Origin of the sequence: Streptomyces misionensis, assembly GCF_900104815.1 — a bacterium.
Taxonomy (GTDB): domain Bacteria; phylum Actinomycetota; class Actinomycetes; order Streptomycetales; family Streptomycetaceae; genus Streptomyces; species Streptomyces misionensis.
Genome location: NZ_FNTD01000004.1, coordinates 3,703,315 through 3,726,854, shown reverse-complemented (window position 1 = coordinate 3,726,854; position 23,540 = coordinate 3,703,315). Strand labels below are relative to the sequence as shown.

General features: G+C 73.0%; 24 protein-coding genes and 1 riboswitch. Of the genes, 11 read left to right on the top strand and 13 right to left on the bottom strand.

The genetic code is table 11. The annotated features are described in order from the left end of the window. Positions 1-20: 20 nt before the first annotated feature. Entirely contained in the window at positions 21-1,514 is a 1,494-nt protein-coding gene (locus BLW85_RS18480) for an MFS transporter (RefSeq protein ID WP_070024057.1), read from the bottom strand. A 55-nt stretch (positions 1,515-1,569) separates the two neighbouring features. Further along, entirely contained in the window at positions 1,570-2,541 is a 972-nt protein-coding gene (locus BLW85_RS18475; RefSeq protein ID WP_074992627.1) for a zinc-binding dehydrogenase, read from the bottom strand. 126 nt (positions 2,542-2,667) lie between these two features. Between BLW85_RS18475 and BLW85_RS18470 the strand changes: the two genes are divergently transcribed. Further along, positions 2,668-3,345 carry a pentapeptide repeat-containing protein gene (locus BLW85_RS18470; RefSeq protein WP_167381416.1) on the top strand — a complete coding sequence of 226 codons (678 nt, stop codon included), beginning with the start codon at positions 2,668-2,670 and terminating at the stop codon, positions 3,343-3,345. 4 nt (positions 3,346-3,349) lie between these two features. Here BLW85_RS18470 and BLW85_RS18465 read toward each other — a convergent pair whose 3' ends face one another. Further along, positions 3,350-3,850: a hypothetical protein gene (locus BLW85_RS18465; protein ID WP_070024053.1), complete on the bottom strand. Its 501-nt coding sequence runs from the start codon at positions 3,848-3,850 to the stop codon at positions 3,350-3,352. 127 nt (positions 3,851-3,977) lie between these two features. Here BLW85_RS18465 and BLW85_RS18460 point away from each other — a divergent pair, with 127 nt between their 5' ends. Continuing rightward, entirely contained in the window at positions 3,978-5,369 is a 1,392-nt protein-coding gene (locus BLW85_RS18460) for a M1 family metallopeptidase (RefSeq protein WP_208624857.1), read from the top strand. 12 nt (positions 5,370-5,381) lie between these two features. Here BLW85_RS18460 and BLW85_RS18455 read toward each other — a convergent pair whose 3' ends face one another. Both BLW85_RS18455 and BLW85_RS18450 read right to left on the bottom strand, forming a co-directional pair. Next, positions 5,382-6,323, bottom strand: a complete 942-nt coding sequence (locus BLW85_RS18455) for a bifunctional GNAT family N-acetyltransferase/NUDIX hydrolase (protein ID WP_074992626.1) — start codon at positions 6,321-6,323, stop codon at positions 5,382-5,384. Positions 6,324-6,413: 90 nt separating this feature from the next. Continuing rightward, positions 6,414-6,989, bottom strand: a complete 576-nt coding sequence (locus tag BLW85_RS18450) for a TerD family protein (RefSeq protein ID WP_070024048.1) — start codon at positions 6,987-6,989, stop codon at positions 6,414-6,416. Between the two features lie 164 nt (positions 6,990-7,153). Here BLW85_RS18450 and arfB point away from each other — a divergent pair, with 164 nt between their 5' ends. After that, positions 7,154-7,591, top strand: coding sequence for an alternative ribosome rescue aminoacyl-tRNA hydrolase ArfB (gene arfB / locus BLW85_RS18445; protein WP_070024047.1), 438 nt, complete (start codon positions 7,154-7,156; stop codon positions 7,589-7,591). 42 nt (positions 7,592-7,633) lie between these two features. Beyond that, positions 7,634-8,488 (top strand): sigma-70 family RNA polymerase sigma factor, encoded by an 855-nt coding sequence (locus tag BLW85_RS18440; RefSeq protein WP_070024044.1) that lies wholly within the window; start codon positions 7,634-7,636, stop codon positions 8,486-8,488. 21 nt (positions 8,489-8,509) lie between these two features. Here BLW85_RS18440 and BLW85_RS18435 read toward each other — a convergent pair whose 3' ends face one another. Next, a complete protein-coding gene (locus tag BLW85_RS18435; protein ID WP_070024042.1) occupies positions 8,510-8,995 on the bottom strand; it encodes a GNAT family N-acetyltransferase in 486 nt (161 codons plus the stop codon). A 215-nt stretch (positions 8,996-9,210) separates the two neighbouring features. Continuing rightward, positions 9,211-9,783, bottom strand: a complete 573-nt coding sequence (locus BLW85_RS18430) for a flavin reductase family protein (RefSeq protein WP_071828471.1) — start codon at positions 9,781-9,783, stop codon at positions 9,211-9,213. Positions 9,784-10,112: 329 nt separating this feature from the next. On the opposite strand from BLW85_RS18430, the gene cdgB reads away from it, so the two are divergent. Continuing rightward, positions 10,113-11,768, top strand: a complete 1,656-nt coding sequence (cdgB, locus tag BLW85_RS18425; RefSeq protein ID WP_070024038.1) for a diguanylate cyclase CdgB — start codon at positions 10,113-10,115, stop codon at positions 11,766-11,768. 117 nt (positions 11,769-11,885) lie between these two features. Next, entirely contained in the window at positions 11,886-12,794 is a 909-nt protein-coding gene (locus tag BLW85_RS18420) for a carbohydrate-binding protein (RefSeq protein ID WP_074992625.1), read from the top strand. 99 nt (positions 12,795-12,893) lie between these two features. Here the strand turns inward: BLW85_RS18420 and BLW85_RS18415 are convergent, their stop codons facing one another. The 4 genes from BLW85_RS18415 to BLW85_RS18400 form a co-directional block, all read right to left on the bottom strand. Further along, positions 12,894-13,241, bottom strand: coding sequence for a peptidase inhibitor family I36 protein (locus BLW85_RS18415; RefSeq protein ID WP_074992624.1), 348 nt, complete (start codon positions 13,239-13,241; stop codon positions 12,894-12,896). Positions 13,242-13,376: 135 nt separating this feature from the next. Beyond that, positions 13,377-14,297 carry a 1-phosphofructokinase family hexose kinase gene (locus tag BLW85_RS18410; protein ID WP_074992623.1) on the bottom strand — a complete coding sequence of 307 codons (921 nt, stop codon included), beginning with the start codon at positions 14,295-14,297 and terminating at the stop codon, positions 13,377-13,379. Positions 14,298-14,423: 126 nt separating this feature from the next. Further along, complete coding sequence (gene nagA / locus BLW85_RS18405) at positions 14,424-15,602, bottom strand: N-acetylglucosamine-6-phosphate deacetylase (protein ID WP_177329890.1); 1,179 nt, start codon at positions 15,600-15,602, stop codon at positions 14,424-14,426. Then, positions 15,602-16,549 carry an ROK family protein gene (locus BLW85_RS18400; protein ID WP_074992622.1) on the bottom strand — a complete coding sequence of 316 codons (948 nt, stop codon included), beginning with the start codon at positions 16,547-16,549 and terminating at the stop codon, positions 15,602-15,604. The genes nagA and BLW85_RS18400 overlap by 1 nt, the downstream gene beginning before the upstream one ends. A gap of 129 nt (positions 16,550-16,678) precedes the next feature. On the opposite strand from BLW85_RS18400, the gene BLW85_RS18395 reads away from it, so the two are divergent. From BLW85_RS18395 to otsB, 3 genes are all read left to right on the top strand, one after another. Further along, positions 16,679-17,953 (top strand): extracellular solute-binding protein, encoded by a 1,275-nt coding sequence (locus BLW85_RS18395; RefSeq protein ID WP_208624971.1) that lies wholly within the window; start codon positions 16,679-16,681, stop codon positions 17,951-17,953. A 14-nt stretch (positions 17,954-17,967) separates the two neighbouring features. Beyond that, positions 17,968-18,192 (top strand): DUF3263 domain-containing protein, encoded by a 225-nt coding sequence (locus BLW85_RS18390; protein ID WP_070024030.1) that lies wholly within the window; start codon positions 17,968-17,970, stop codon positions 18,190-18,192. A 76-nt stretch (positions 18,193-18,268) separates the two neighbouring features. Next, the gene (otsB, locus tag BLW85_RS18385) at positions 18,269-19,102 is read left to right on the top strand and encodes a trehalose-phosphatase (RefSeq protein ID WP_070024029.1); all 834 of its coding nucleotides are present in this window, start codon (positions 18,269-18,271) and stop codon (positions 19,100-19,102) included. Here the strand turns inward: otsB and BLW85_RS18380 are convergent. After that, positions 19,090-20,517: an alpha,alpha-trehalose-phosphate synthase (UDP-forming) gene (locus BLW85_RS18380; protein ID WP_071828473.1), complete on the bottom strand. Its 1,428-nt coding sequence runs from the start codon at positions 20,515-20,517 to the stop codon at positions 19,090-19,092. The genes otsB and BLW85_RS18380 overlap by 13 nt on opposite strands. Positions 20,518-20,600: 83 nt before the next feature. Continuing rightward, positions 20,601-21,545, bottom strand: a complete 945-nt coding sequence (locus BLW85_RS18375) for a glucosyl-3-phosphoglycerate synthase (RefSeq protein ID WP_074992621.1) — start codon at positions 21,543-21,545, stop codon at positions 20,601-20,603. Between the two features lie 143 nt (positions 21,546-21,688). After that, positions 21,689-21,833: riboswitch (SAM riboswitch) on the top strand. An 18-nt stretch (positions 21,834-21,851) separates the two neighbouring features. Between BLW85_RS18375 and thrC the strand changes: the two genes are divergently transcribed. Then, positions 21,852-23,135 carry a threonine synthase gene (gene thrC, locus BLW85_RS18370; RefSeq protein WP_070024022.1) on the top strand — a complete coding sequence of 428 codons (1,284 nt, stop codon included), beginning with the start codon at positions 21,852-21,854 and terminating at the stop codon, positions 23,133-23,135. Then, positions 23,132-23,410: a MoaD/ThiS family protein gene (locus BLW85_RS18365; protein WP_070024021.1), complete on the top strand. Its 279-nt coding sequence runs from the start codon at positions 23,132-23,134 to the stop codon at positions 23,408-23,410. The genes thrC and BLW85_RS18365 overlap by 4 nt, the downstream gene beginning before the upstream one ends. Positions 23,411-23,540: the final 130 nt, after the last annotated feature.

The following is a 23,540-nucleotide window of genomic DNA, read 5'->3' as shown; positions in this document are numbered from 1 at the left end:
GCCCGCGGCCGGCCCTGGTGTCAGGCGACCGGTTCGGACACCGGGGTCTTCGGCCGGCGGCCGTGCTTGGGGGCTCGGGCGGTGACCAGCAGACCGGCGACCAGGCCGGCCAGGAGCATGATGGCGGCGGCCCAGCCGATGGCGACGGTGTAACCGTGCACGACGCCGGCCGCGACCGTGGCCGGCCGGTGCGGGCGGGCGGCGATGTAGGCGGCGGCGCTGGTGGTGGCGAGGGTGTTGAGCAGGGCGGTGCCGATCGAGCCGCCCACCTGCTGCGCGGTGTTGACGGTCGCGGAGGTGACCCCCGAGTCGCGCGGCGCGACCCCCGCCGTGGCCGTGGCGAACACCGGCATGAACGTCAGCCCCATGCCCAGCCCCAGCAGCAGCAGGGACGGCAGGATCTCCCCGGCGTAGGAGGAACGGACGGTCAGCCGGGTCAGCAGCAGCAGGCCGCTCGCCGCCAGCAGCATGCCCGGCACCATCAGCAGCCGCGGCGGCACGTGGTGCAGCAGCCGCGCGGAGATCTGGGTGGACCCGGTGACGATCGCCGCGGTCATCGGCAGGAACGCCAGCCCCGTGCGCACCGGCGAGTAGCGCAGGATGACCTGGAGGTAGTAGGTCATGAACAGGAACAGCCCGAACATGCCGATCACCGCGAGCATCATCGTCAGGAAGCAGCCCGCCCGGTCCCGGTCCCGCAGGATGTGCAGCGGCAGCAGCGGGCTCGGTGCCCGGGCCTGCCACCACACGAACGCCGCGAGCAGCAGCGCTCCCGCCGCGAACAGCCCGAGCACCAGCGGGTCCGTCCAGCCGCGCGGCTCCGCCTCGCTGAAGCCGTAGACGATCGCGACCAGGCCGCCGCAGCCGAGCACCGCACCGGGCACGTCGAGGCGGACGTCGTCGTGTCCCGGCCGGTCGTGCAGCAGGGCGAACGCGCCGAAGACCGCGAGCGCGGCGATGGGCACGTTGACGTACAGGCACCAGCGCCAGGTGAGGTACTCGGTGAGCACCCCGCCGACGATCAGCCCGATCGCCGAGCCGCTGCCGGCCAGCGCGCCGTAGACGCCGAACGCCTTGCCGCGCTCGCGCGGGTCGGTGAACGTCGTGGTCAGCAGGGACAGCGCGGAGGGTGCGAGCACCGCCGCGAAGACGCCTTGCAGCGCGCGGGCGCCGAAGAGCATCCCCGAGCCGGTGGCCGCGCCGCCGAGCGCGGAGGCGGCGGCGAAGCCCACGAGCCCGATGACGAAGGTGCGTTTTCGGCCCATGAGATCGGCGACCCGGCCGCCGAGCAGCAGCAGACCGCCGAAGGCCAGCGTGTAGGCGGTGATCACCCACTGCCGGTTGCCGTCGGACATGTGCAGGGCACGCTGGGCGGAGGGGAGCGCGATGTTCACGATCGTGGCGTCCAGGACCACCATCAGCTGGGCGAGGGCGATGACGACCAGCCCCCACCAGCGGTGCGGATCCGTCCCCTCCGCGGCGGCCCGGGACTCACCCGTTCGGCCGAGACTCATCTGGCCAGAAGACCATGAATCGGTACGTACCGCATCCGGGTGCGGGCTCGGCGCCTCAGGGCTCCAGCACCACCTTCCCGACGGTGCCGCGGTTCTCCAGCGCCCGGTGCGCGGCGGCCGCCGCCGCGAGCGGGAAGCGGGTGACGGCGGGCCGCAGCCGCCCCCGCGCGGCCTGTGCGAGCGCCCGCTCCTCCAGCACCCGCAGCCCGCCGCCCCGCCGCACCAGCTCCGGCCCGAGCACCGGCTCGGAGACACCTTCCACGACGTACCCCCGCCCGTCGCCGATGCCCTCCGCCGACCAGCCGAAGACCAGGTGCCGGCCGCCCGGCCCGAGCAGCGCCACGGCCTCCCGGGCGACCGCGCCGCCCACCCCGTCGTAGACGATCGTCGCGGCCCGCCCGCCGAGTCCCGCCCGCACCTCGGCGGCCCAGCCGGGCGCGGTGTAGTCGACGGCGAGCGCGGCGCCGTCCGCCCGTACCCGCCGCGTCTTCGCGGGGCCGCCCGCGAGCCCGACCACGGTCGCCCCGGCCGCCACCGCGTACTGCACCAGCAGCGTGCCGATGCCGCCCGCGGCCGCCGGTACGACCACCACGTCGTCCGGCCCCGGCTCGGCGCACCCCGCGACGCCCAGGGCGGTGCGGCCGGTGCCGATCATGGCGACGGCCGCCGCGAAGTCCAGCGGCTCCGGGACCTCGTGCAGCCGCCCGGCGTCGGTGACGGCCAGTTCGGCGTACCCGCCGGGCGCGAAGCCCAGGTGGGCGACCACGCGCTTGCCGAGCCACGTCCCGGCCACCCCCTCGCCGAGCGCGTCCACCACGCCCGCCACCTCCCGGCCGGGCACGGTCGGCAGGGCGGGCAGCTCCGGCAGCGGGCCCCGGTGCCCCGCGCGCAGCGCCGTGTCGAGCAGGTGCACCCCGGCCGCGGCGACCGCGATCCGCACCTGCCCCGGGCCCGGGACCGGATCCTCGGCCTCCTCGTAGGTCAGGTTCTCGGCCGGACCGAAGGCGTACAGGCGTACGGCGTGCATGGGGACCCCCCAGGTGAGCGACTGCCGCAACCCTCCGACATCAAGCGCGCTTGAGGTCAAGGGCCGGCCGTGGCGCGTTCGCGCGGGCCGGGGCCGTTGTCGGTGGCGGGGTGCAGCATGGACCGCATGGCGAGGGAAACGACCGGCGGCAGCCGGATGCGACGCGGGGCACGGCGGCCGGAGCTGCGCCTGCCGCCGCTGGAACCGTGGGACGGCGGTCCGCTGGACGCCGAGGGCGACTACGACGGACTGGAGCTGCGGGACGCGGACCTGAGCGGGCAGGACGCGGCGGGCGCCCGGTTCATGGACTGCGCGCTGCGCGGCTGCGCGCTGGACGGGACCCGGCTGCGCCACGCCCGCGTCCTGGACTGCGTGCTCACCGCTCCCCGCGGGGTCGGCACCGATCTCGCCGAGGCCACCCTGCGCGACGTCGAACTGACCGAGCCCCGGCTCGGCGGCACCCAGCTGCACGGCGCGGTGCTGGAGCGGGTCGTGGTGCGCGGCGGCAAGCTCGACTTCCTGAACCTGCGCACGGCCCGCCTGCGGGACGTGGTCTTCGAGTCCTGCGTCCTGGTCGAGCCGGACTTCGCGGGCGCCGGCCTGGAGCGGGTGGAGTTCGTGGACTGCGCGCTGAAGGGGGCGGATTTCGGCAAGGCCACCCTCAAGGACGTGGATCTGCGCGGTGCCGCGCCGCTGGAGATCGCCCGGGGCCTCGAACGGCTGTCCGGCGCGGTGATCAGCACCGGGCAACTGCTGGACCTGGCACCTGCGTTGGCGGCGGCCGTCGGGATCCGCGTGGAGTAGGCGGTCAGGAGACGCGGGGGAAGCGGGCCTGGAGGGTCCAGACCGCCGGGTTGTCGCCCAGCTCCTCGTGGAGGTCGACGAGGTCGGCGATCAGGTCGTGCAGGAAGTCCCGCGCCTCACGGCGGAGTTCGGCGTGCGAGAAGGACAGCGGGGGCTCCTCCAGGGGCTGCCAGTCGGCGGTGATGTCGACCCACCCGAAGCGGCGCTCGAAGAGCATCCGGTCGGTGGACTCGGTGAAGTCCAGCTCCGCCCGCTGCGGCCGGGCGGCGCGGGAACCCATCGGGTCCCGGTCCAGGCGTTCCACGATGTCGCACAGCGCCCACGCGAAGTCCAGCACCGGCACCCATCCCCAGGCGGTGGACAGCTCCCGGTCCGTCTTCGTGTCCGCGAGGTACACGTCCCCGCAGAACAGGTCGTGCCGCAGCGCGTGGACGTCCGCGCGGCGGTAGTCGGTCTGCGGCGGGTCCGGGAAGCGGTTGGAGAGGGCATAGCCGATATCGAGCACCCACCGATGGTGTCACGCCGCCTGGCCTGTCCCCGCCCCTGGCCAGGGTCTCTCGTTCGGATCATGCCGGGCTCGCGGGGCTCGCTGATCCGGCCTGATCCAAACGAAAGACCCTAAGATCGCTGACATGTCCAGATCCGTACGTGCCGTGCCAGCCGCCGCGACCGTGCTGGCCCTCGTCCTCGCCGGCACCGCGTGCGAGGGCGGAGTGCACGGCACCCCGGGCGGCTCCGGTCTGCGCGATCCGTACTTCCCGAGGGCGGGCAACGGCGGCTACGACGTGGACCACTACGCCCTCACCCTCGACTACACCCCCGCCACCCGCCGGCTCACCGGCACCGCGGTGATCACCGCCCGCGCCACCAAGGACCTGTCGGCCTTCGACCTGGACCTCTCCGGGCTGCGCGTGGACTCGGTCGGCGTCGACGGCCGCGACGCCCGCTTCAACCGCGCCGGGCAGAAGCTCACCGTCCGCCCGCACGACGACCTGCGCGAGGGCCACACCTTCCGGACGACGGTGCGCTACTCCGGCGTCCCGCGCACCCTCACCGACCCCGACGGCTCCGAGGAGGGCTGGCTGCCCACCGCCGACGGCGCCCTCGGCCTCGGCGAGCCGGTCGGCTCCATGGCCTGGTTCCCCGGCAACGACCACCCCTCCGACAAGGCCACGTACGACATCACCGTCACCGTGCCGCAGGGCCTCCAGGCCGTCTCCAACGGCGAGTTGGCGGGCCAGTCCACCCACGGCGGCCGTACGGCCTACCACTGGCACACCGCCCAACCCATGGCCGGTTACGTCGCCACCGTCGCCATCGGCCACTTCGTCGTCACCCGCACCGAGGGGCCCGGCGGACTGCCCGTCCTCACCGCCGTCGACCCCGGCCAGGTCAGGGCGAGCGCGGCGGTTCTCGCGCAACTGCCCGGCATCGTCAAGTGGGAGGAGGACACCTTCGGCCCCTACCCCTTCTCCTCCGTCGGCGCGATCATCGCCCGGCCCGGCGCCGCCGGTTACGCCCTGGAGACCCAGAACCGGCCCGTCTTCCCCGGCGCCCCCGAGACCGGCACCCTGGTGCACGAACTGGCCCACCAGTGGTACGGCGACTCGGTCACCCCGAAGTCCTGGCGCGACATGTGGCTCAACGAGGGCTTCGCCACCTACGCCCAGTGGCTGTGGCAGGAGGACCACGGCGGGGACAGCGCCCAGCGGACCTTCCTCGACTACTACCACCGCGACGACGACACCCTCTGGGCCTTCCCGCCCGCGCGGCCGTCGAGCGCCGAGCACATCTCGGGCACGCCCGTCTACCAGCGCGGCGCCATGGTCCTGCACAAGATCCGCCAGAAGGTCGGCGACAAGGCCTTCTTCGCCTTCCTGCGCGCCTGGCCCGCGGCCCACCGCCACGGCAACGCGAGCACGGCGGATTTCACGGCCTACGTCCAGAAACGTTTCCCTGGCGTGGACTTCGGCGAGATCTGGCGGGACTGGCTGTACGGGGAGGGGAAGCCGGCGCACCCGTAGCGCACGCCCGCCTCACCGGTCCCCGGCCGACGCCCACGCCGCCAGCATCCGGGCCAGCCCGCGCGGCCACACCGGCTCCCGTGCCCGCGCCAGTTCCCGCGGCGACCACCAGTGCCAGGCGAGGACGCCCTCGGCCGCGAGGTCCGCGCCGGCCGGCTCGCGCCGCGGTCCCCGCGTGACGTAGACGTGCTCGTGCTGACGGACGGGCACGCCCGCGCGGGCGAGGTCGTTCTCCCAGGTGCACAGCAGGGTGCCCGGTGACAGATCGGTCCAGCCCGTCTCCTCCGCCAGCTCCCGCAGGGCGCCCTCGCGCGGCCCCTCGCCCGCCTCCAGGCCGCCGCCCGGCAGGGCCCAGTGGATGCCGGCCTCGGCGTTGTCGTAGCGGAACAGCAGCACCGCGCCGTCCGGGTCCACGACGGCGATCCGGGCCGCCGGCCGCAGGGTGCGCAGCGGCTTGCGCAGGACGGCGCAGGGGCGGCCGAGGGCGCGGTCGGCGCGACGGTCGAGCAGGCCGTAGCCGAGCGAGGTCCAGAAGGCCAGGCCCGCCGGGTTGTTGTCGAGCACGGCGAGCCGCACGGCGGCGGCACCCCGTGCGCGCAGCCGGTCCTCCAGTCGCTCGGCGAGGGCGCGGCCGTACCCCTTGCCGTGCTCGGCACCGTGCACCAGCAGCAGCCCGATCCAGGGGTCCGGGTCGGCCGGGTCGGGATGCCGGGCGAGCGTGATCGCCAGCCCGAGGAGCCGTCCGTCGCCGGCCCGGGCGAGCAGCACCTCGGCTCCCGGTACGGCCAGTTCCCCGGTCAGGGCCGCGGCGATCTGGTGCGGCCGGATGTCGTCCGGGTCGGGGAAGTCGCCGGTGAGCCGGTGGAAGGCGCTGTTCGACGCGTACAGCGCGGTGAGTTCGGACAGCAGGGGGCCCGGGATGTCCTGGCCGGGGGAGAGGGGCGCGAGGATCACCGGGGCAACCTACCCCCGCGGTCGCGGGCCCGCGCCGGAATTTCCGCCCTCCCCGGCGGTCCGCCGGGGAGGTGCGAGAACGGCGGTGCCTCAGACGTTGACGCCGAAGTCCTGGGCGATGCCGACCAGGCCCGAGGCGTAACCCTGGCCCACCGCGCGGAACTTCCACTCCGCGCCGTTGCGGTACAGCTCGCCGAAGACCATCGCGGTCTCGGTGGCGGCGTCCTCGGACAGGTCGTAGCGGGCGATCTCGGCGCCGCCGGCCTGGTTGACGATGCGGATGTAGGCGTTGCGGACCTGGCCGAAGTTCTGGCCGCGGTTCTCGGCGTCGTAGATGGAGACCGGGAAGACGACCTTGTCGATGTCGGCGGGCAGACCGGCCAGGTTGACGTTGATCGCCTCGTCGTCGCCCGCGCCCTCGCCCGTGCGGTTGTCGCCGGTGTGGACGATGGTGTTGTCCGGGGTCTGCTTGTTGTTGAAGAAGACGAAGTGGGCGTCCGAGTAGACCTTGCCCTGCGCGTTGACCGCGATCGCGGAGGCGTCCAGGTCGAAGTCCGTGCCCGTGGTGGTGCGGACGTCCCAGCCGAGGCCCACGGTGACGGCGGTCAGGCCCGGAGCCTCCTTGGTGAGCGAGACGTTGCCACCCTTGGACAGGCTTACAGCCATGTGGGGTCCTTCCTAAGACGTGAAATGCGTGCCGACGAAGCTACCGTCACCCGGGACAACGCCGAGGGGGGTCCTGATGGTTCCGCACCCCTTTACCTTTTTTACCCGCACTTCTCCACGGTCCGGGGAAATCCGGGTGACGCGAACGGGCCCGGACCGGGAACATGGAAGGCATGTCCGGTCCTTACCTCGTCCGCGGCTCCGTCTCGCTCCCCGAGGCCGAGCTGATGTGGCGTTTCTCCAGGTCGTCGGGGCCCGGCGGGCAGCATGTGAACACCAGCGACTCCCAGGTGGAGCTGCGCTTCGACCTGGCGGCCACCGAGGCGCTGCCGCCGGTGTGGAAGGAGCGGGCCCTTCAGCGGCTGGCCGGCCGGCTGGTCGACGGGGTGGTGACCGTACGGGCGTCCGAGCACCGTTCCCAGTGGCGCAACCGCGAGGCCGCCGCCGTACGCCTCGCCGCCCTCCTCGCGGAGGCGACCGCGCCCCCGCCCAAGCCGCGCAAGCCCACCCGGATCCCGCGCGGCATCAACGAGCGCCGGCTGCGGGACAAGAAGCAGCGCGCGCAGACCAAGCGCGGGCGTTCGGGCCGGGACTGGGGGTAGGGCCGGCCGTCACATCCGCCGCCCCCGGCGCGTCAACACGGTATGGACGACAACGACAACGACTTCCTCGCCCGGCGGTTCGAGGCGCACCGCGGGCATCTGCGGGCCGTCGCCTACCGGATGCTGGGCTCGGCCGCCGAGGCCGAGGACGCGGTGCAGGAGGCGTGGCTGCGACTGAGCCGGGCCGGCGCCGGCGAGGTGGAGAACCTCGGGGGCTGGCTGACCACCGTGGTCGGGCGGGTCTGTCTCGACGTGCTGCGCTCGCGCCGCACCCGGGGCGAACAGCCGCTGGAGAGCTGGCGGCCGGGCCCCTCGGCCGAGCCGGACCCCGCGCAGGACGCGCTGCTCGCCGACTCGGTGGGAGCGGCGCTGCTCGTCGTCCTCGACACGCTGGGGCCCGCGGAGCGGCTGGCGTTCGTGCTGCACGACCTGTTCGGGGTGCCGTTCGAGGAGGTCGGCCGGATCGTCGGGCGCAGCCCCGCCGCCGCACGGCAGCTGGCCAGCCGGGCGCGGCGGCGGGTGCGGGGCGCGGCGGCGCCGGAGGCGGACCTCGGGCGGCAGCGGGCGGTGGTCGACGCGTTCCTCGCGGCCGCCCGCGGGGGCGACTTCGCGGGGCTGCTGGCCGTGCTGGACCCGGACGTGGTGGCGCGCGGGGAGACGGGGACGACGGCGGGGGCGGCCCAGGTCGCCGCGAACGCGGCCCGCTTCGCGGCGCCGGCCGCGGTGGCGCGGCCGGTACTCGTCGACGGCGCCACCGGCCTGGTGGCGCGGGGCGCGGACGGCGCGGTGGAGCGCGTCCTGACGTTCACCTTCTCGGCGGCGGGCCGCATCCTGGCGATCGACGTCATCACCGGCCCGGAGCGGCTGGCCGCGCTGGACCTGGAGCCGGCGCGGTGAAGGGCGGGCCGGGCGCGGTGCCTAGGCCCTCCCGTCGTCCGGCCCGTCCGCCGGCCCGAGCACCCCGACCACCTGGCCCCCGCTCCTCTCCCCGGTCTTGCGGAAGCCCAGGCGGAGGTAGAACTCCTCGGGGCCGTCCGGGCCCGGGTGCCAGGTCACGTACAGATCGGACCCGCCCCGGCGCCGGATCTCCGCGCCGACCGCCGCGACCGCGAAGCGCCCGTACCCGCGGCCCTGTTCGTCCGCCGCGATGTTCAGCCGCCACAGGCCGGAGCGGCGCACGCTCCCGTCGCCGTACCAGTCGATGTCGAGGAAGGCCATGAGGAACCCGACCGGCCGGGAGCCGTCGAGGATCAGGCGGGGCCAGGCCACCCCGGCGGGGTGGACGTACGCCTCGGCGAGCGAGCGCTCGACCGGCTCGACGGCGTGTTCCTGGTCGGGCCGGACCCGGATGCCGAGGGCGGCCTCGAAGGTGCGGGGCGTGATCTCTGCCAGCTGCGGTGCCATCCGCGCACCCTAGGGCCTCTCGTTTGGATCAGGCCAGGCTCGCGGGGCCTGGCACGCGCATCTGCCGCGTTGTCGTCAGTCGCCGACGCTCCGCGTCGACTCCCTCCTCCGCCTTGCATCTGCACGCACCAGGCCCCGCTCGCTGATCCGGCCTGATCCAAACGAAAGACCCTAGGCGGCGGGGCGGCCCCGCCACCACGGGAATTCGCGGCGCCTCAGCCCAACTGCCGGTAGCGGCCCCGGAAATACGTCAGCGGCCCGCCCTCCGCGCTCGGCACCCGCGCCGTCAGCACCCGGCCGATGACCAGCGTGTGGTCCCCGGCCGCCACCCGCTGCTCGGTCCGGCACTCCAGCGTGGCGAGCGCGCCGCCCACCAGCGGGGCGTTCGTGGCCTCGCCGCGCGTGTAGGGGATGTCCTCGAAGAGCAGCCGGTCGCTGATGCGGCCTCGCATGGCGAAGCGGCCCGCGATGTGCCGCTGGCTCTGGGCGAGCACCGACACCGCCCACAGCGGCTGCTCGGCGAGCAGGTCGTCCATGCGCGAGCCCTCCCGCAGGCTGACCAGGACCAGCGGCGGGTCGAGGGAGACGGACATGAAGGCGGTCGCGGTCATGCCGACGTCCTCCACGCCCGGTGCGGTCGGGTCGTCCGGATCGAGCGGCGGTTCCTGCGCGGTGACCAGGACCACACCGGCGGCCAGTCGGGACAGCGCGGCCCGGAACTCGTCGTTGCTCACCCCCTCAGCATGCCCGGAAGCCGTGGGAGTCGTGGGGGAAGGCGTCTTCAGCACGCCGGAAACGCTAGTCTGCGGCCCGCGGGCACCGCATCGGGCCTCCGCCCGAGCCGGGTCCTAGGACCAGCGGCGGACGGACACCCCGCGGAACCACACCGCACACGACCGCGGTACCGGCAATGGGTGAACTCGGGAAGAACGCGGAAACACTGCCCAATTGTTCATGTTTTGCTGTGACTTGAGTCACAAGGGGCAGGAATTGTTGACCCTGTGTACCGGGTGGGCAGCGCGCTGTGATTCAGTGGCGGTGAAACTGCTGGAGCAACCACGAGGCGCCGAAGACGACGACCCTTGATTCGCTGCGAGGTCTCGGGGGGAGGGCGAGCATGGAGACCGAGTCGGAGCCGTACGTCCGTCTTGCGTCCCTGCGGCAGCTGCACCAGGTCATGGCGGACATGAACACGGCACGCAGCCTGGCGGACACCTTGCAGACCGTGGCCGACGGCGCGGTGAACGCCCTGGGCTACGAGATGGCGTGCGTGAACCTCGTGCGCCCCGACGGCGACCTCGTCGTGGCCGCCTTCTCCGGCAACTCCGCCGCCGAGTCCCTGATCACCGGCCGGGTCGGCTCCCGCGACGCCTGGGACCGCCGGCTGGGCATGGGCGAGCGCTGGGGCGACCTCGTCTTCATACCGCACACCGAGGGCTGGGTGCTGGACGACGACGACGTGCCCCAGTGGTTCACTGACGGTCCCGCGCCGCGCTTCGAGGACGAGTGGCACCCCTCCGACCGGCTCTTCGCCCCCATGTACACCCCGGGCGTGCAGGGCTCCACCTGCGGCGAGCTGCTCGGCGTCATATCCGTGGACCGCCCGCGCAACGGCCGTCTGCCCGGCGCCTGGGGCCGCGAGGCCCTCCAGATGTACGCCTTCCAGGCCGCCATCGCGATCAGCAACGCCCGGCTGCGCTCCAACATGCAGCGCGCCCTGGTCCGCCTGGAGCGCGAGCAGCAGGCGCTGCGGGCCAGCGAGGAGAGTTTCCGGCAGGCCTTCGAGTACGCGCCGTCCGGCATGGCCATCGCCGAGATGGGCGGCGAACAGCACGGCCGCATCCTGCGCACCAACGACGCCCTGTGCCGGCTGCTGGGCCGGCCGGCCTCCGCGATGCGCCGCTACGCCTTCTCCGATCTCGTCCACCCCGAGGACATCGGCACCCTGCTGCGCACCTCGGCGGAGGGCGGCCGCGCCGAGCTGCGCCTCGGCCGCCGGGACGGGTCGTACGTCTGGGTGTCGCTGCGCAACAGCGTGGTCGCGGACGCCGCCGACGGGCCCCGCTTCCTGCTCACCCACGTCGAGGACATAGAGGAGCGCAAGCGCCGCGAGCTCCAGCTCGCCCACCGCGCCTCGCACGACTCGCTGACCGGCCTGCCGAACTCCGCCGAGCTGCGCTCACGGCTCTCCGCCCGGCTGTGCCGCCGCCCGGCGCACGCCGGCGCCCTGGAGTCCCTGGACGCGGCCTACGGCCACCCCGCGTACGACGGCCCCGCGGGGCACGGCTTCGACTTCGCGCCGGGCGCGGAGGCGTACGACGCCTACGACCACCATGTGCACACCGTGGCCCCCGAGGGCGACCAGGACGACGGCACCAAGGGCCTCGCGGTCCTCTTCTGCGACCTGGACGGCTTCAAGTCGATCAACGACCGGTTCGGTCACAACGCGGGCGACGCGGTGCTGATCGAGGTCGCCCGGCGGCTGTCCCAGGGCGTGCGCGACGGCGACACGGTGGCCCGGCTCGGCGGTGACGAGTTCGTGATCCTCGCCGACGGCCTCGGCCGCGCCGACGCCGAGGACCTGGCCGTACGGCTGCGCAACGAGATCATCCAGCCGATCCGGGCCGAGGGGCGGGCGGTCCGGGTGGGCGCGAGCTTCGGCATCGGCTGGGCGCACTGCGGGATGACCGCCGACGAGGTCCTGAAGTCGGCCGACGAGCGGATGTACGTAGAGAAACGATCTCGTCCCAAACAGCATCGACGTGCGGGATGAACCGCAGGTCAGCGAGTTGATGCGGTCTAGGTCACCCGTTTGGCTCAGACGGTGGGGGTAGGCTCGCCTTTCCAGCCATGACCGCATCAGTTCGCACCTGTTGAGGAGTACCAAGGGATGACGCCCGGCGACAACGGCGCGAGCACGCCCGAGGAAGACGACCCGTTCGGCTATCTGTACGCAGACGGCCAGGCCCGAGGGGCGCAGCCGCCGTCCGGCGGCTACGGCTACCCGAACTCGGTCAGCAGGGTGCGCACGGTCGGCGAGCGTCAGTACGGCCAGCAGCAGCCGCCCTACGTCCCGCCGCAGGGCGCCTACGGCCAGCCGAACGCCCACTACCAGGCCCCCGAGACGCTCCCCGGTGCCACCCCGCCCGGCAGCCGTCCCCCGGCCCCCCGGTCCGGCCCCGGCCGCCGCGGCCCCAACACCAAGGGCCTGCTGATCGGCGCGATCGCGGTGGTCGCCGCGGTGGTCGTCGGCATCAGCATCGCCATGTTCAACGGCAACTCGGACGACAAGAACTCCGACGACCAGGCCGGCGCCACCCCGGCCCAGTCCCAGAACGCGGACCCGACGCCGACGAGCAGCAGCTCATCCGACGGCACGCTGCCGAAGGCGGACGCGGCGGACAGCTCCGTGCAGCTGGCGGGCGGGGCCGCGGTGTCTTCGGACGTGAAGGGCGCGAAGGGAGCGGGCGGCAGGTACGTGGCCGGCCTCAATCAGGTCGGCGCCTCGGTCACCTGGACTGTCGGTGGCATCCGGGAAGCCGGTTCGTACCGCCTGTACGTGCGTTATTCCATTCCCGGTGAGGACGCCAACGCAACGTTGACGGTCAACGGCAAACCCAACCAACAGCCGCTCGGCATGAAGAACTTCATCCACTCGCCGAAAGGCGACTTCGAGAAGGGCTGGCAGACCACCTGGGCTCCGGTAACCCTGAACCAGGGCGCCAACACCTTGTCGATCGCCTGTGGTCAAGGGAACCAGTGCAACGCCCTCATCGATCAGTTCTACATCTCCAAGTAGAGGCCGATGCGGTCCGTCAAGCGTGACAGCCGCCGGAGGTGTTGATTCTCGGCGGCTGTCGAGCATTGTGGACTTCGGGTCAAGCCCTTCTGGCGTGCCTCACCCGTAGATCTCGACCGAGTTGGCGCTGCCGGGGTTGTCCGAGTAGCTGCCCGGCTTCAGCGTGACCAGTTTGGTGCCGGTGGCGCAGCCGAGGGTGGCCTTCCAGAAGACCAGAGTGTAAGAAGTCTGGTTCGAGACGGATCGGGCGATGTGGGCGAGAGGGATACAGCCGGGCGTTTCGGAGTAGACGGTCCTGGTCCCGGTCCTGTTCGTCCCTGACCATCCGCAGAACTTGCCCTTCGGGCAGGTGTTGGGATCGGCCGCCGCGGCCGGTGTGGCAAAGGCGCCGCCCAGCAACGCGCTGGTCACAGCCACCGTCGCCAGGCTCTTCGCGAGCATGCTCATGTGAGGTTCCCCTATATAGGACGCTACTGGTCAATGTAGCGAATGAGTGATCATCCGATCATTCATTCGCTATAGGGGGAAAGGGTGTTTCTCGGCCAATCTGTCATGCGTGCATGTCCGGCGAGGGGCGCGAGGCTAGTGCGCCGTCGTCACCGACACCTGCTCCAGGAGTCTCTCGTACGTCCCGCGGTCGAACTCGCCCGCCGCGGGCGCCCGTACGGTCGCCGCCGACAGGGCCACCGCCCGGGACAGCCGGTCCGGCCAGCCGAGCCGTTCGACCAGGCCCGACAGCAGGGCGGCCACCGCCGAGTCGCCCGCGCCGGTCGGGTTGCCGTGCACCCGCGACGGCGGGCTCGCGCGCCAGTGGCCGTCGGGGGTGGCGGCGAGCAGGCCGTCCGGGCCCAGGGAGGCGACCACCGCGTGGGCGCCGCGCCGGCGGGCGTCCCGGGTGGCGCGCAACGGGTCGTGGGAGCCGGTGAGTTCGGCCAGTTCGTCGGCGTTCGGCTTGATGATGTCGGGGCGGGCCGCCACCCCGCGGCGCAGCGGTTCGCCGCTGGTGTCCAGCAGGATCGGCACGCCGAAGGACCGCGCGGTGCGGACGAGGCCCGCGTACGCCCCCACGGGCACCCCGGGCGGCAGGCTGCCGCACAGCGCCACCGCCGAGGCGCCGGCCAGCAGGCCCTCGTAGCGGTCGAGGAACGTGCCCCACTCGGCGGGCGCGATCTGCGGGCCCGGCTCGTTCAGCTGGGTGGTGTCGCCGGAGCGTTCGTCCACCACCGCGATGGTGCGCCGCGTCGCCCCCGCCACCGGTACCAGCGCGTCGGTGAGCCCCTCGGTGCCGGCGAGCCGGTCGCGTACCGCCCGGCCGGTGCCGCCGCCCGCGAACCCGGTGACCGTCACCTCGTGCCCGAGCGCGGCGAGCACCCGGCCCACGTTCACGCCCTTGCCGCCCGGGCGCTCGATGACCTCCGAGACCCGGTGCGAGGCGTGCGGGCGCAGCGACCGCACCCGATAGGTGATGTCGAGAGCGGTGTTCAGCGTGACCGTGAGGATCACCCGGGCTGCCTCCCTCGAAGCCGGCGTTCCGGCGCCGCCTGTCGTTTCCGGGGCCCGATCATGCCAAACAGACGGCGGCCGGCCCAGTCGCGGGCCGGTCGCCGGCACCGGGAAAAGCCGGGCGTATCAGGCCAGTTGGGGAGCTACGACCCACGCGCCGCGGCGCATCACGCCCTTTACCGCGAAGTCCGCGTCCAGCAGCACCAGGTCCGCGTCCTTGCCCGGCTCCAGGGAGCCGACCCGGTCGGAGAGGCCCAGCAGCCGGGCCGGGTTGGCGCACAGGGCCTTCACCGTGTCCTCGACCGACAGCCCGTCCACGGTCACCGCGCGCTGGAACGCCCGGTCGAGCGTCAGCGTCGAGCCGGCGATCGAACCGCCCTCCACCAGCCGCGCCACGCCCTCGCTGACCTCGACCTCCAGCGGGCCGAGCATGTAGCGGCCGTCGCCCTGGCCCGCCGCGTCCATCGCGTCGGTGATGAACGCGACCCGGTCCGCGCCCGCGTGGTGGAAGGCCAGCTCCAGGGCGGCGGGGTGCAGATGCGTGCCGTCGTTGATCAGCTCGACCGTCACCCGCTCGTCCTCCAGCAGCGCGGCGACGGGGCCGGGGGCGCGGTGGCCGAGGGCGGGCATCGCGTTGAACAGGTGGGTGGCGACCGTGGCGCCGGCCTCGATGGCCTCCACCGTCTGCTCGTACGTCGCGTCCGTGTGCCCGATCGCCGCGATCACCCCGTGCTCGGCGAGCAGCCGCACGGAGTCGATGCCGCCGGGCAGCTCCGCGGCGAGGGTGAGCATCCGCGCCTGGCCGCGCGCCGCGTCGATCAGCTTGCGGACCTCGGCGGGCTCCGGGTCGCGCAGCAGCGCCTCGGAGTGAGCGCCCTTGCGGCACGGCGAGATGAACGGCCCCTCGAAGTGGATCCCCGCGATCTCGCCCTGCTCGGCCAGCTCGCTGAGCAGCCCCGCCTGCCGTACCAGCAGGTCCATCTCGTCGGTGACGGTGGAGGCGACCAGGGTGGTGGTGCCGTGCTCGCGGTGGGTGCGGACCGCGGTGAGGATCTGCTCGGCGGTCCCGGAGAAGGAGGCGCCGCCGCCGCCGTGGTTGTGGATGTCGACGAAGCCGGGGACCAGCCAGTGGCCGCTCACGTCGACGACCTCGGCGCCGGCCGGGGCGGCGGCGGTGATGCGCGTGCCGTCGACGGCCACCTGGCCGCCGTGCACCGTTCCGGTGGGCAGGACCACGTTCGCGCCGGTGAGCAGCCGGGGCTGCGGGGCGCTGTCGGGGGCCGGAGTTTCCCGCTCGTTGGCCATCAGGTGCTTACCTCCGGAGTCGTAGGGATGGTGCCGGTCAGCAGGTCCCGCGCGAGCAGCCCCGCGCCCAGGCAGCCGGCGCTGTCGCCGAGGGCGGCGGGCACGATGGACGGCAGTTTCTGGAAGGTGACCCGGCTGCGGACGGCGTCCCGCAGGGGCTGGAACAACACTTCCCCCGCCTCGGCGAGCCCGCCACCGATGATCAGCGTGCGCGGGTCCAGCAGGGTGAGCGCGGTGACCAGCCCGTCGGCGAGCGCGTCCACCGCGGTCCGCCAGACCCGGCCGGCCTCCGGGTCGCCGGCCGCGACGGCCCGGGCGCAGTCGGCCGCGTCGGCGTCCGGGTTCCCGCCGGCCGCCGCCCAGGCCTCGCTGACGGCGGCCGCGGAGGCGTACCGCTCCAGGCAGCCGCGCTGCCCGCACGGGCAGGGCGCGCCGCCGGGCCGCACGACGATGTGGCCGATCTCGCCCGCGAAGCCGTGCGCGCCCGACTCCACCCGGCCGTCGATCCCGATCGCGCCCGCGATGCCGGTGCCGAGCGGCACGAACAGGAAGCGGTCGGCGCCCCGGCCCGCGCCGATCCGGCCCTCCGCGAGCCCGCCGGTGCGCACGTCGTGGCCGAGCGCGACGGGCACCCCGAGCCGCTCGGCGAGCAGCGCGCGCAGGGGCACGTCCTGCCAGCCGAGGTTGGCGGAGTAGACGGCGGTGCCGTGCTCCTCGTCCACGATGCCGGGCACCGCGATACCGGCCGCGGCGGCCGGGGTGCCGTAGTGCTCGGCGCCGTACGCGCGCAGTTCGGCGGCGAAGTCGAGGATGCCCGCCACCACCGTGTCGGGGCCGCGTTCGCGGCCGGTGGCGCGGCGGGCGCGGTGCAGCAGGGCGCCGTCGTCCCCGACGAGGGCGGCCTTCATCCCGGTACCGCCCACGTCCAGGGCGATGACATGTCTCACGGGGACAGTGTGGCCCGGTGACCCATGAGAGGTCTAGTCCACTCGCGTGGTGTAGACCTTAGGATTCCATCTATCGGACAGTCGGACAGCAGGGTTGGGACTTTGACGGTGCGTCGGCGTACGGCAGGAATGATCGCGGTGGTGTCCGCCATGGGCATGACCGCGCTCCTCGGCGGCTGCGGGAGCACGGGCTCCTCCGACGTGACCCTCAGACTCGTCGCCGCCGACTACGGCGACTCACCCGCCAACAGCTCCAAGAAGTACTGGGACTCGCTGGTCAAGGCGTACGAGGCGACGCACTCGGGGGTGAAGGTCGAGGTCAGCGTCTACTCCTGGAACGACGTCGACCGCAAGGTCAAGGAGATGGTCGACGCCGGCCACGCGCCCGACCTCGCGCAGATCGGCGCCTACGCCGACTACGCGGCCGCGGGCAAGCTCTACGCGGCCTCGGACCTGCTCTCCATCCGCACCCAGGCGGACTTCCTGTCCCAGCTGGCCGACGCCGGCCAGTGGAACCACACGCAGTACGGCATACCGTTCGCCGCCTCCACGCGGGTGCTCTTCTACAACAAGACGATGTTCGAGAGCGCCGGACTCACCCCGCCCAGCAGCTGGGACCAGCTGGCGGCCGACGCCAAGGTGCTCAAGGACAAGGGCGTGAAGTACCCCTTCGCGCTGCCGCTGGGCCCCGAGGAGGCGCAGGCGGAGACCATGCAGTGGATGCTCTCCGGCGGCGACGGCGGCTCCGGCGGCACCGGGTACACCGACGACATCGGCACGTACACGATCGACTCCCAGCAGAACGTCTCCACCTTCACCTGGCTCAAGGACGACCTGGTCGACAAGGGGCTGACCGGCCCGGTGGCGCCCGGGAAGCTCAACCGGGCGCAGGCCTTCGCGGCGTTCGCCGACGGCCAGGTCGGCATGGTCAACGGGCACCCCACGCTGATCCAGCAGGCCGAGCAGAAGGGCGTGCGGTTCGGGATGGTGCCGACGCCGAGCCGCGGCGGACGGGCCCGGTCGTCGGTGGGGGTCACCGACTGGATGATGGCGTTCAAGCAGAACGGCCACGCCGAGCAGGCCGGCGACTTCCTGAACTACGTCTACAGCGAGAAGAACGTCCTCGACTTCTCCCGCACCTACGGCCTGCTGCCGGTCACCAGCTCCGCCTCCAACACCATGAGCGCGTCGGACGCGGCGCCCGACAAGGCCCTGCACCCCTTCCTCGACGAGCTGGCCACGTCCGAGCTGTACCCCGTGGGCAAGACGTCCTGGGCGGCGGTCAGCGCGGCGGTGAAGCAGGACATCGGGCAGGCGGTCGCCCCCGGCGGCAGCCCCGCGGGCGTCCTGACCCGCCTCCAGGCGACGGCCACCGCGGCGGACAGCGCCGCCAGCGCGAACTGAGCTACGGTTCCGGTATGGAACTGGGCGACCGCGAGCGGGCCATCCTCGCGCTGGAACGCCGGGGCTTCACGGGCCCCGGCGCCAAGGAACGCGCCATCCGCGAGCAGCTCCACCTCTCCCCGGTCCGCTACTACCAGCTCCTCAACGCCCTCCTGGACGACGAACGCGCCCTCGCCCACGACCCGGTCACGGTCAACCGGCTGCGCCGGATCCGCGACACCCACCGAGCGGAACGCTGAGCCGGCCGGCACCCGCCGGTCACGCGGGGAGGACGCCCCAGGAGTGATGGCGGCCCCCGCTGGATAGTGTCGGTACATGGACCCTCTGCCGACCCCAGCCACCCAGGCCGGCCGGGACGGGCTGGCCGCGTTGCTGGCCAAGCCCCGCACCGCGGTGATCGGCCTGGACTTCGACGGCACCCTCGCCCCCATCGTCGCCGATCCCGAACAGGCCCGCGCCCACCCGGACGCCGTCCCCGCGCTCGCCGCCCTCGCCCCCAAGGTCGCCCACGTCGCCGTGATCACCGGCCGCCCCGCGGGCGTAGCGGTCCGCCACGGCGGCTTCGCCGGCGTCCCGGGCCTCGCCCACCTCACCGTCCTCGGGCACTACGGCGCCGAGCGCTGGGACGCCGTCACCGGCACCGTCTCCGCCCCCGCCCCGCACCCCGGCGTCGCCGCCGTCCGCGCCGAACTGCCCGGCGTCCTCGACCGGGCCGGCGCCTGGCAGGGCACGTGGATCGAGGAGAAGGGCCGCGCGGTCGCGGTGCACACCCGCCGCGCCGCGGACCCGGAGGCCGCCTACGAGGCGCTGCGCGGGCCCCTCACCGACCTCGCCACCCGGCACGGACTGATCGTCGAGCCCGGCCGGATGGTGCTGGAACTGCGCCCGCCCGGCATGGACAAGGGCGTCGCCCTGAGCGAGTACGTCCGCGAGACCGGCGCCGAGTCCGTCCTCTACGCCGGCGACGACCTCGGCGACCTCCCCGCCTTCGCCGCCATCGAGAAGCTCCGCTCCGAGGGCCTGCCCGGCCTGCTGGTGTGCAGCGGCAGCTCGGAGGTCGCCGAACTGGCCGAGAGGGCCGACCTGGTGGTCGACGGCCCCGAGGGCGTCGTACGGCTCCTCGGGGCGCTGGCGGATCAGCTCGACTGATCCGTCAGGGCGTGCAGCTGGTCCAGGAACCACTGGGCCGGCGGCAGCGCCGTGGCCGCCGCGGCCAGCCGCTTCGACCGCTCCGCCCGCTCACCGGCCGGCATGCTCAGCGCCGCGTGCAGCGCCTGCGCCGTGCCCGTGATGTCGTACGGGTTCACCACCAGCGCGTCCTCGCCCAGCTCCGCGTACGCCCCCGCCTCCCGGGACAGCACCAGCGCACAGCCCTCGTCGGAGACGACCGGCACCTCCTTGGCGACCAGGTTCATGCCGTCCCGGATGGGGTTGACCAGGGCCACGTCGGCGAGCCGGTACGCGGCCAGCGAGCGGGCGAAGTCGTCCTTCACATGGAGCACCACCGGCGTCCAACCGTCCGTGCCGTAGCGCTCGTTGATCTCCTCGGCGACCCGTCGCACCTGTTGCGTGTACTCCCGGTAGACGGCCAGGTCCTGCCGGGACGGGTACGCGAACGCCACATGGACGACCCGCTCGCGCCACTCGGGGTGCGCGTCCAGCAGCTGCCGGTACGCCAGCAGCCCGCGCACGATGTTCTTGGACAGCTCGGTGCGGTCCACCCGGACGATCGTCCGGCGGCCCTCGCCGATCTCCGCCCGCAGCGCCGCCATCCGCTCGTCCACGTCCGCCTCGTGCGACCGCGCGCGCAGGAAGTCGGCGTCCGCGCCGAGCCCGTGCACCCCGATCCGGGTGCCGGTGGGAATCCCGGGCCCGAGCACCGCGTGGCAGCACTCGGTGAACGCGTCCGCCCACCGCCGCGTGAGGAACGCCGCCCGGTCCGCGCCCAGGATGCCGGTCAGCAGCTCGGCCGCGATGTCGTCCGGCAGCAGCCGGAAGTACTCCGCCGGGGCCCACGGCGTGTGCGAGAAGTGGCCGATGCGCAGGTCGGGGCGGAGCCGGCGGAGCATCCGCGGGGCGAGCGCCAGGTGGTAGTCCTGGATCAGCACCGCCGCACCCTCGGCCGCCTCCTGGGCCAGCGCCTCGGCGAACGCCCGGTTGTAGGCCTCGTACGCCGCCCACTGCCGCCGGAACCCGGCGTCGAAGACGGGCTCCAGCGGCGTCTGGTAGAGCATGTGGTGCACGAACCAGAGCACCGAGTTGGCGATGCCGTTGTACGCGTCGGCGAAGACCTCCGCGTCGATGTCCAGCATCCGCACCCGCTGCCCGCCGGTGTCCGCGACCGGCAGCAGCCCGCCGTCCGCGCGCCGGGCGGCCGCCCGGTCGCCGTCGCCCAGCGCGGCGCACACCCACACCGCGTTCGCCTCCGGCCCGATGGCCGAAAGGCCCGAGACCAGACCGCCGCCGCCCCGCCTGGGACGCAGCGCCCCGTCCTCGCCGACCGTGTACGAAACCGGGCCGCGATTGGACGCGACCAGCACCTCAGCACCGTGCGTGGAAGCCATGGTCCTCAACCTAGCCCGGCCCGGAAACACTCAAACGTACGGACCGTCCCCGAAAGCGGCCCTGAACAGCCGTACCTCCGGTTTCACGCCACCCGGCGGTGGGCGTACTCGGCGATCTCGGTCATCGGCGGGCGCTCCTCGGTGTCCACCGAGTAGGTGCGCGGCTCGAAGCCCGCCACCCCCCGCTCGAACTGGGTGAGCGAGGGCCGCACCAGATGGCCCCGGGCCAGCCGCAGCTGGGCGGTGCGGTAGATGGCCGCCGCCATCCGGCCGAGCGCCTGCCCGTCCTGGTGCCGGTGCTTGCGCACCCCCACGTCCACCTGGGCCAGCGCGTCCAGGCCCACCAGGTGCAGCGCGTCCACCAGCATGCCCAGCTCCACCCCGTACCCCACCGGGAACGGCAGCCGCTCCAGCAGCGAGCGCCGGGCCGCGTACTCCCCGCCCAGCGGTTGCACGAACCCGGCCAGCTGCGGCCAGTGCATGTTCAGCAGCGGGCGCGCCATCAGCTCGGTGACCCGGCCGCCCTGCCCCGCCGACCCGGCGAGCGGCCGGTCGTACATCGCCTTGACCAGCTGCACGTCCGGTTCGGTGAGCAGCGGGCCGACGATCCCGGTGACGAAGTCGGCCGAGAACTCCCGCAGGTCCGCGTCGACGAAGCAGACGACGTCCCCGCCGGCGACGAGCAGCGAGCGCCACAGCACCTCGCCCTTGCCCGGTACGGCGGGTATCCGGGGCAGGATCGCGTCGCGGTGCACCACCCGCGCGCCCGCCGCGGCCGCCACCTCGGAGGTGCGGTCGGTGGACCCGGAGTCGATCACCAGCACCTCGTCGACCAGCGGGACCCGCTCCACCAGCTCGCGCCGGATCACGGCGACGATCTCGCCGACGGTCTCCTCCTCGTTGAGCGCGGGCAGGACCACGCTGACCGCCTGGCCGGTGCGCTGCTTGGCCGCCAGGAGCTGGTGCATCGGCCGATCGTGCACGGACCAGGAGCGGTCGCTCAGCCAGCGCTCGACTTCTTCCAGCACGGTCCCGGGCTCCTCACGGTTGTCTCGCGGTACGGACGACTATCTCAACTGTCCAGGCCTTCGGTTACAGTCTTGAACAACGCCGATGACCATCGCATGTCGGGGGTCCACGCGCGCCGACAACCGCATACACAACCGAATACCGCTCATCCAGAGGGGCAGAGGGACACGGCCCGATGAAGCCCCGGCAACCCTCCAGCCGGTCTCGTTCTTCGAACAGCGAGGCTCCCGGCTAGGGAAGGTGCCAAATCCGTCTCGCGGCGAGATGCGTCGCGAGGAAGATGAGGAGAAAGGGCCTCGCCTCCCATGGCTGTGCAGACAGTTGCCTCCACCGGCAGTTCCACCGTCGACCTCGGCCCCGCCGCCGCCCTGAGCTGTCGGGAATGCGGCCACCGTGTCCCGCTCGGCCCGGTCTTCGCCTGCGAGGAGTGTTTCGGGCCGCTGGAGATCGCCTACGACTTCTCCGGCTACGACACCGAGGAACTGCGGGCGCGCATCGAAAGCGGCCCCGCCAACATCTGGCGCTACGCCCCGCTGCTGCCCGTCCCGGCGGACGTGGCCGACAAGCCGAACATCAACCCCGGCTGGACCAAGCTCGTCAAGGCCGACAACCTCGCCCGCGAACTCGGCGTCACCGGCGGCCTGTACGTCAAGGACGACTCCGGCAACCCGACCCACTCCTTCAAGGACCGGGTGGTCGCCCAGGCACTGGAGGCCGCGCGCGCCTTCGGCTTCACCACCCTGTCCTGCTCCTCCACCGGCAACCTGGCCGGCGCCGTCGGCGCCGCCGCCGCCCGCGCCGGCCTGCGCTCCTGCGTGTTCATCCCGCACGACCTGGAGCAGGGCAAGGTCGTCATGGCCGCGGTCTACGGCGGCGAGCTGGTCGGCATCGAGGGCAACTACGACGACGTGAACCGCTTCTGCTCCGAGCTGATCGGCGACCCGGCCGGCGAGGGCTGGGGCTTCGTCAACGTCAATCTGCGCCCCTACTACGCGGAGGGCTCCAAGACCCTGGCGTACGAGATCTGCGAGCAGCTCGGCTGGCGGCTGCCCGACCAGATCGTGGTCCCGATCGCCTCCGGCTCCCAGCTCACCAAGATCGACAAGGGGCTCCAGGAGCTGATCAGGCTGGGGCTCGTGGAGGACCGGCCGTACAAGATCTTCGGCGCCCAGGCCGAGGGCTGCTCGCCGGTGTCGACCGCCTTCAAGGCGGGCCACGACGTGGTGCGGCCGCAGAAGCCGGACACCATCGCCAAGTCGCTCGCCATCGGCAACCCGGCCGACGGGCCCTACGTCCTGGACATCGCCCGGCGCACCGGCGGCGCCGTGGAGGACGTCACGGACGAGCAGGTCGTCGCCGCGATCAAGCTGCTGGCCCGGACCGAGGGCATCTTCGCCGAGACCGCGGGCGGCGTGACCGTCGGCGTGACGAAGAAGTTGATCGACAGCGGGATCCTCGACCCGGCGAAGACCACCGTCGTCCTCAACACCGGCGACGGTCTGAAGACCCTCGACGCGGTGGCCGGCACCGGCCTGACCGCCACCATCCGCCCGACCCTGGACTCCTTCCGAGAGGCTGGCCTCGCATGAGCGTGACCGTTCGCATCCCCACCATCCTGCGCACCTACACCGGCGGCCGGGCCGAGGTCGCCGCCGAGGGCGCCACCCTCGCCGAGGTCATCGAGGACCTGGAGAAGAACCACACCGGGATCGCCGCCCGCGTCCTGGACGACCAGGGCAAGCTGCGCCGGTTCGTGAACGTCTACGTCAACGACGACGACGTCCGCTTCGAGCAGGGCCTGCAGACCGTCACCCCGGACGGCGCGGGCATCTCGATCATCCCGGCGGTCGCCGGCGGCTGCTGACCGAATGACCGATCATTACCTTCGGTAAGGACGGTTACGGAAGGTTCATCGGATTGCCCTCTCCGTGAGAGAAGCGGAGGGGGCAATTCTGTGTGATTGAGCGCGGTACAGTTGGGGAACACGCCCCGGA

What these genes read in the sequence shown, in the direction of transcription:
- BLW85_RS18480 (WP_070024057.1), bottom strand. Translation starts at nt 1,514, where the DNA reads ATGAGTCTCGGCCGAACGGGTGAGTCCCGGGCCGCCGCGGAGGGGACG.
- BLW85_RS18475 (WP_074992627.1), bottom strand. Translation starts at nt 2,541, where the DNA reads ATGCACGCCGTACGCCTGTACGCCTTCGGTCCGGCCGAGAACCTGACC.
- BLW85_RS18470 (WP_167381416.1), top strand. Translation starts at nt 2,668, where the DNA reads ATGGCGAGGGAAACGACCGGCGGCAGCCGGATGCGACGCGGGGCACGG.
- BLW85_RS18460 (WP_208624857.1), top strand. Translation starts at nt 3,978, where the DNA reads ATGTCCAGATCCGTACGTGCCGTGCCAGCCGCCGCGACCGTGCTGGCC.
- BLW85_RS18450 (WP_070024048.1), bottom strand. Translation starts at nt 6,989, where the DNA reads ATGGCTGTAAGCCTGTCCAAGGGTGGCAACGTCTCGCTCACCAAGGAG.
- arfB (WP_070024047.1), top strand. Translation starts at nt 7,154, where the DNA reads ATGGAAGGCATGTCCGGTCCTTACCTCGTCCGCGGCTCCGTCTCGCTC.
- BLW85_RS18440 (WP_070024044.1), top strand. Translation starts at nt 7,634, where the DNA reads ATGGACGACAACGACAACGACTTCCTCGCCCGGCGGTTCGAGGCGCAC.
- BLW85_RS18435 (WP_070024042.1), bottom strand. Translation starts at nt 8,995, where the DNA reads ATGGCACCGCAGCTGGCAGAGATCACGCCCCGCACCTTCGAGGCCGCC.
- cdgB (WP_070024038.1), top strand. Translation starts at nt 10,113, where the DNA reads ATGGAGACCGAGTCGGAGCCGTACGTCCGTCTTGCGTCCCTGCGGCAG.
- BLW85_RS18420 (WP_074992625.1), top strand. Translation starts at nt 11,886, where the DNA reads ATGACGCCCGGCGACAACGGCGCGAGCACGCCCGAGGAAGACGACCCG.
- BLW85_RS18415 (WP_074992624.1), bottom strand. Translation starts at nt 13,241, where the DNA reads ATGAGCATGCTCGCGAAGAGCCTGGCGACGGTGGCTGTGACCAGCGCG.
- nagA (WP_177329890.1), bottom strand. Translation starts at nt 15,602, where the DNA reads ATGGCCAACGAGCGGGAAACTCCGGCCCCCGACAGCGCCCCGCAGCCC.
- BLW85_RS18395 (WP_208624971.1), top strand. Translation starts at nt 16,679, where the DNA reads ATGATCGCGGTGGTGTCCGCCATGGGCATGACCGCGCTCCTCGGCGGC.
- BLW85_RS18390 (WP_070024030.1), top strand. Translation starts at nt 17,968, where the DNA reads ATGGAACTGGGCGACCGCGAGCGGGCCATCCTCGCGCTGGAACGCCGG.
- otsB (WP_070024029.1), top strand. Translation starts at nt 18,269, where the DNA reads ATGGACCCTCTGCCGACCCCAGCCACCCAGGCCGGCCGGGACGGGCTG.
- BLW85_RS18380 (WP_071828473.1), bottom strand. Translation starts at nt 20,517, where the DNA reads ATGGCTTCCACGCACGGTGCTGAGGTGCTGGTCGCGTCCAATCGCGGC.
- thrC (WP_070024022.1), top strand. Translation starts at nt 21,852, where the DNA reads ATGGCTGTGCAGACAGTTGCCTCCACCGGCAGTTCCACCGTCGACCTC.
- BLW85_RS18365 (WP_070024021.1), top strand. Translation starts at nt 23,132, where the DNA reads ATGAGCGTGACCGTTCGCATCCCCACCATCCTGCGCACCTACACCGGC.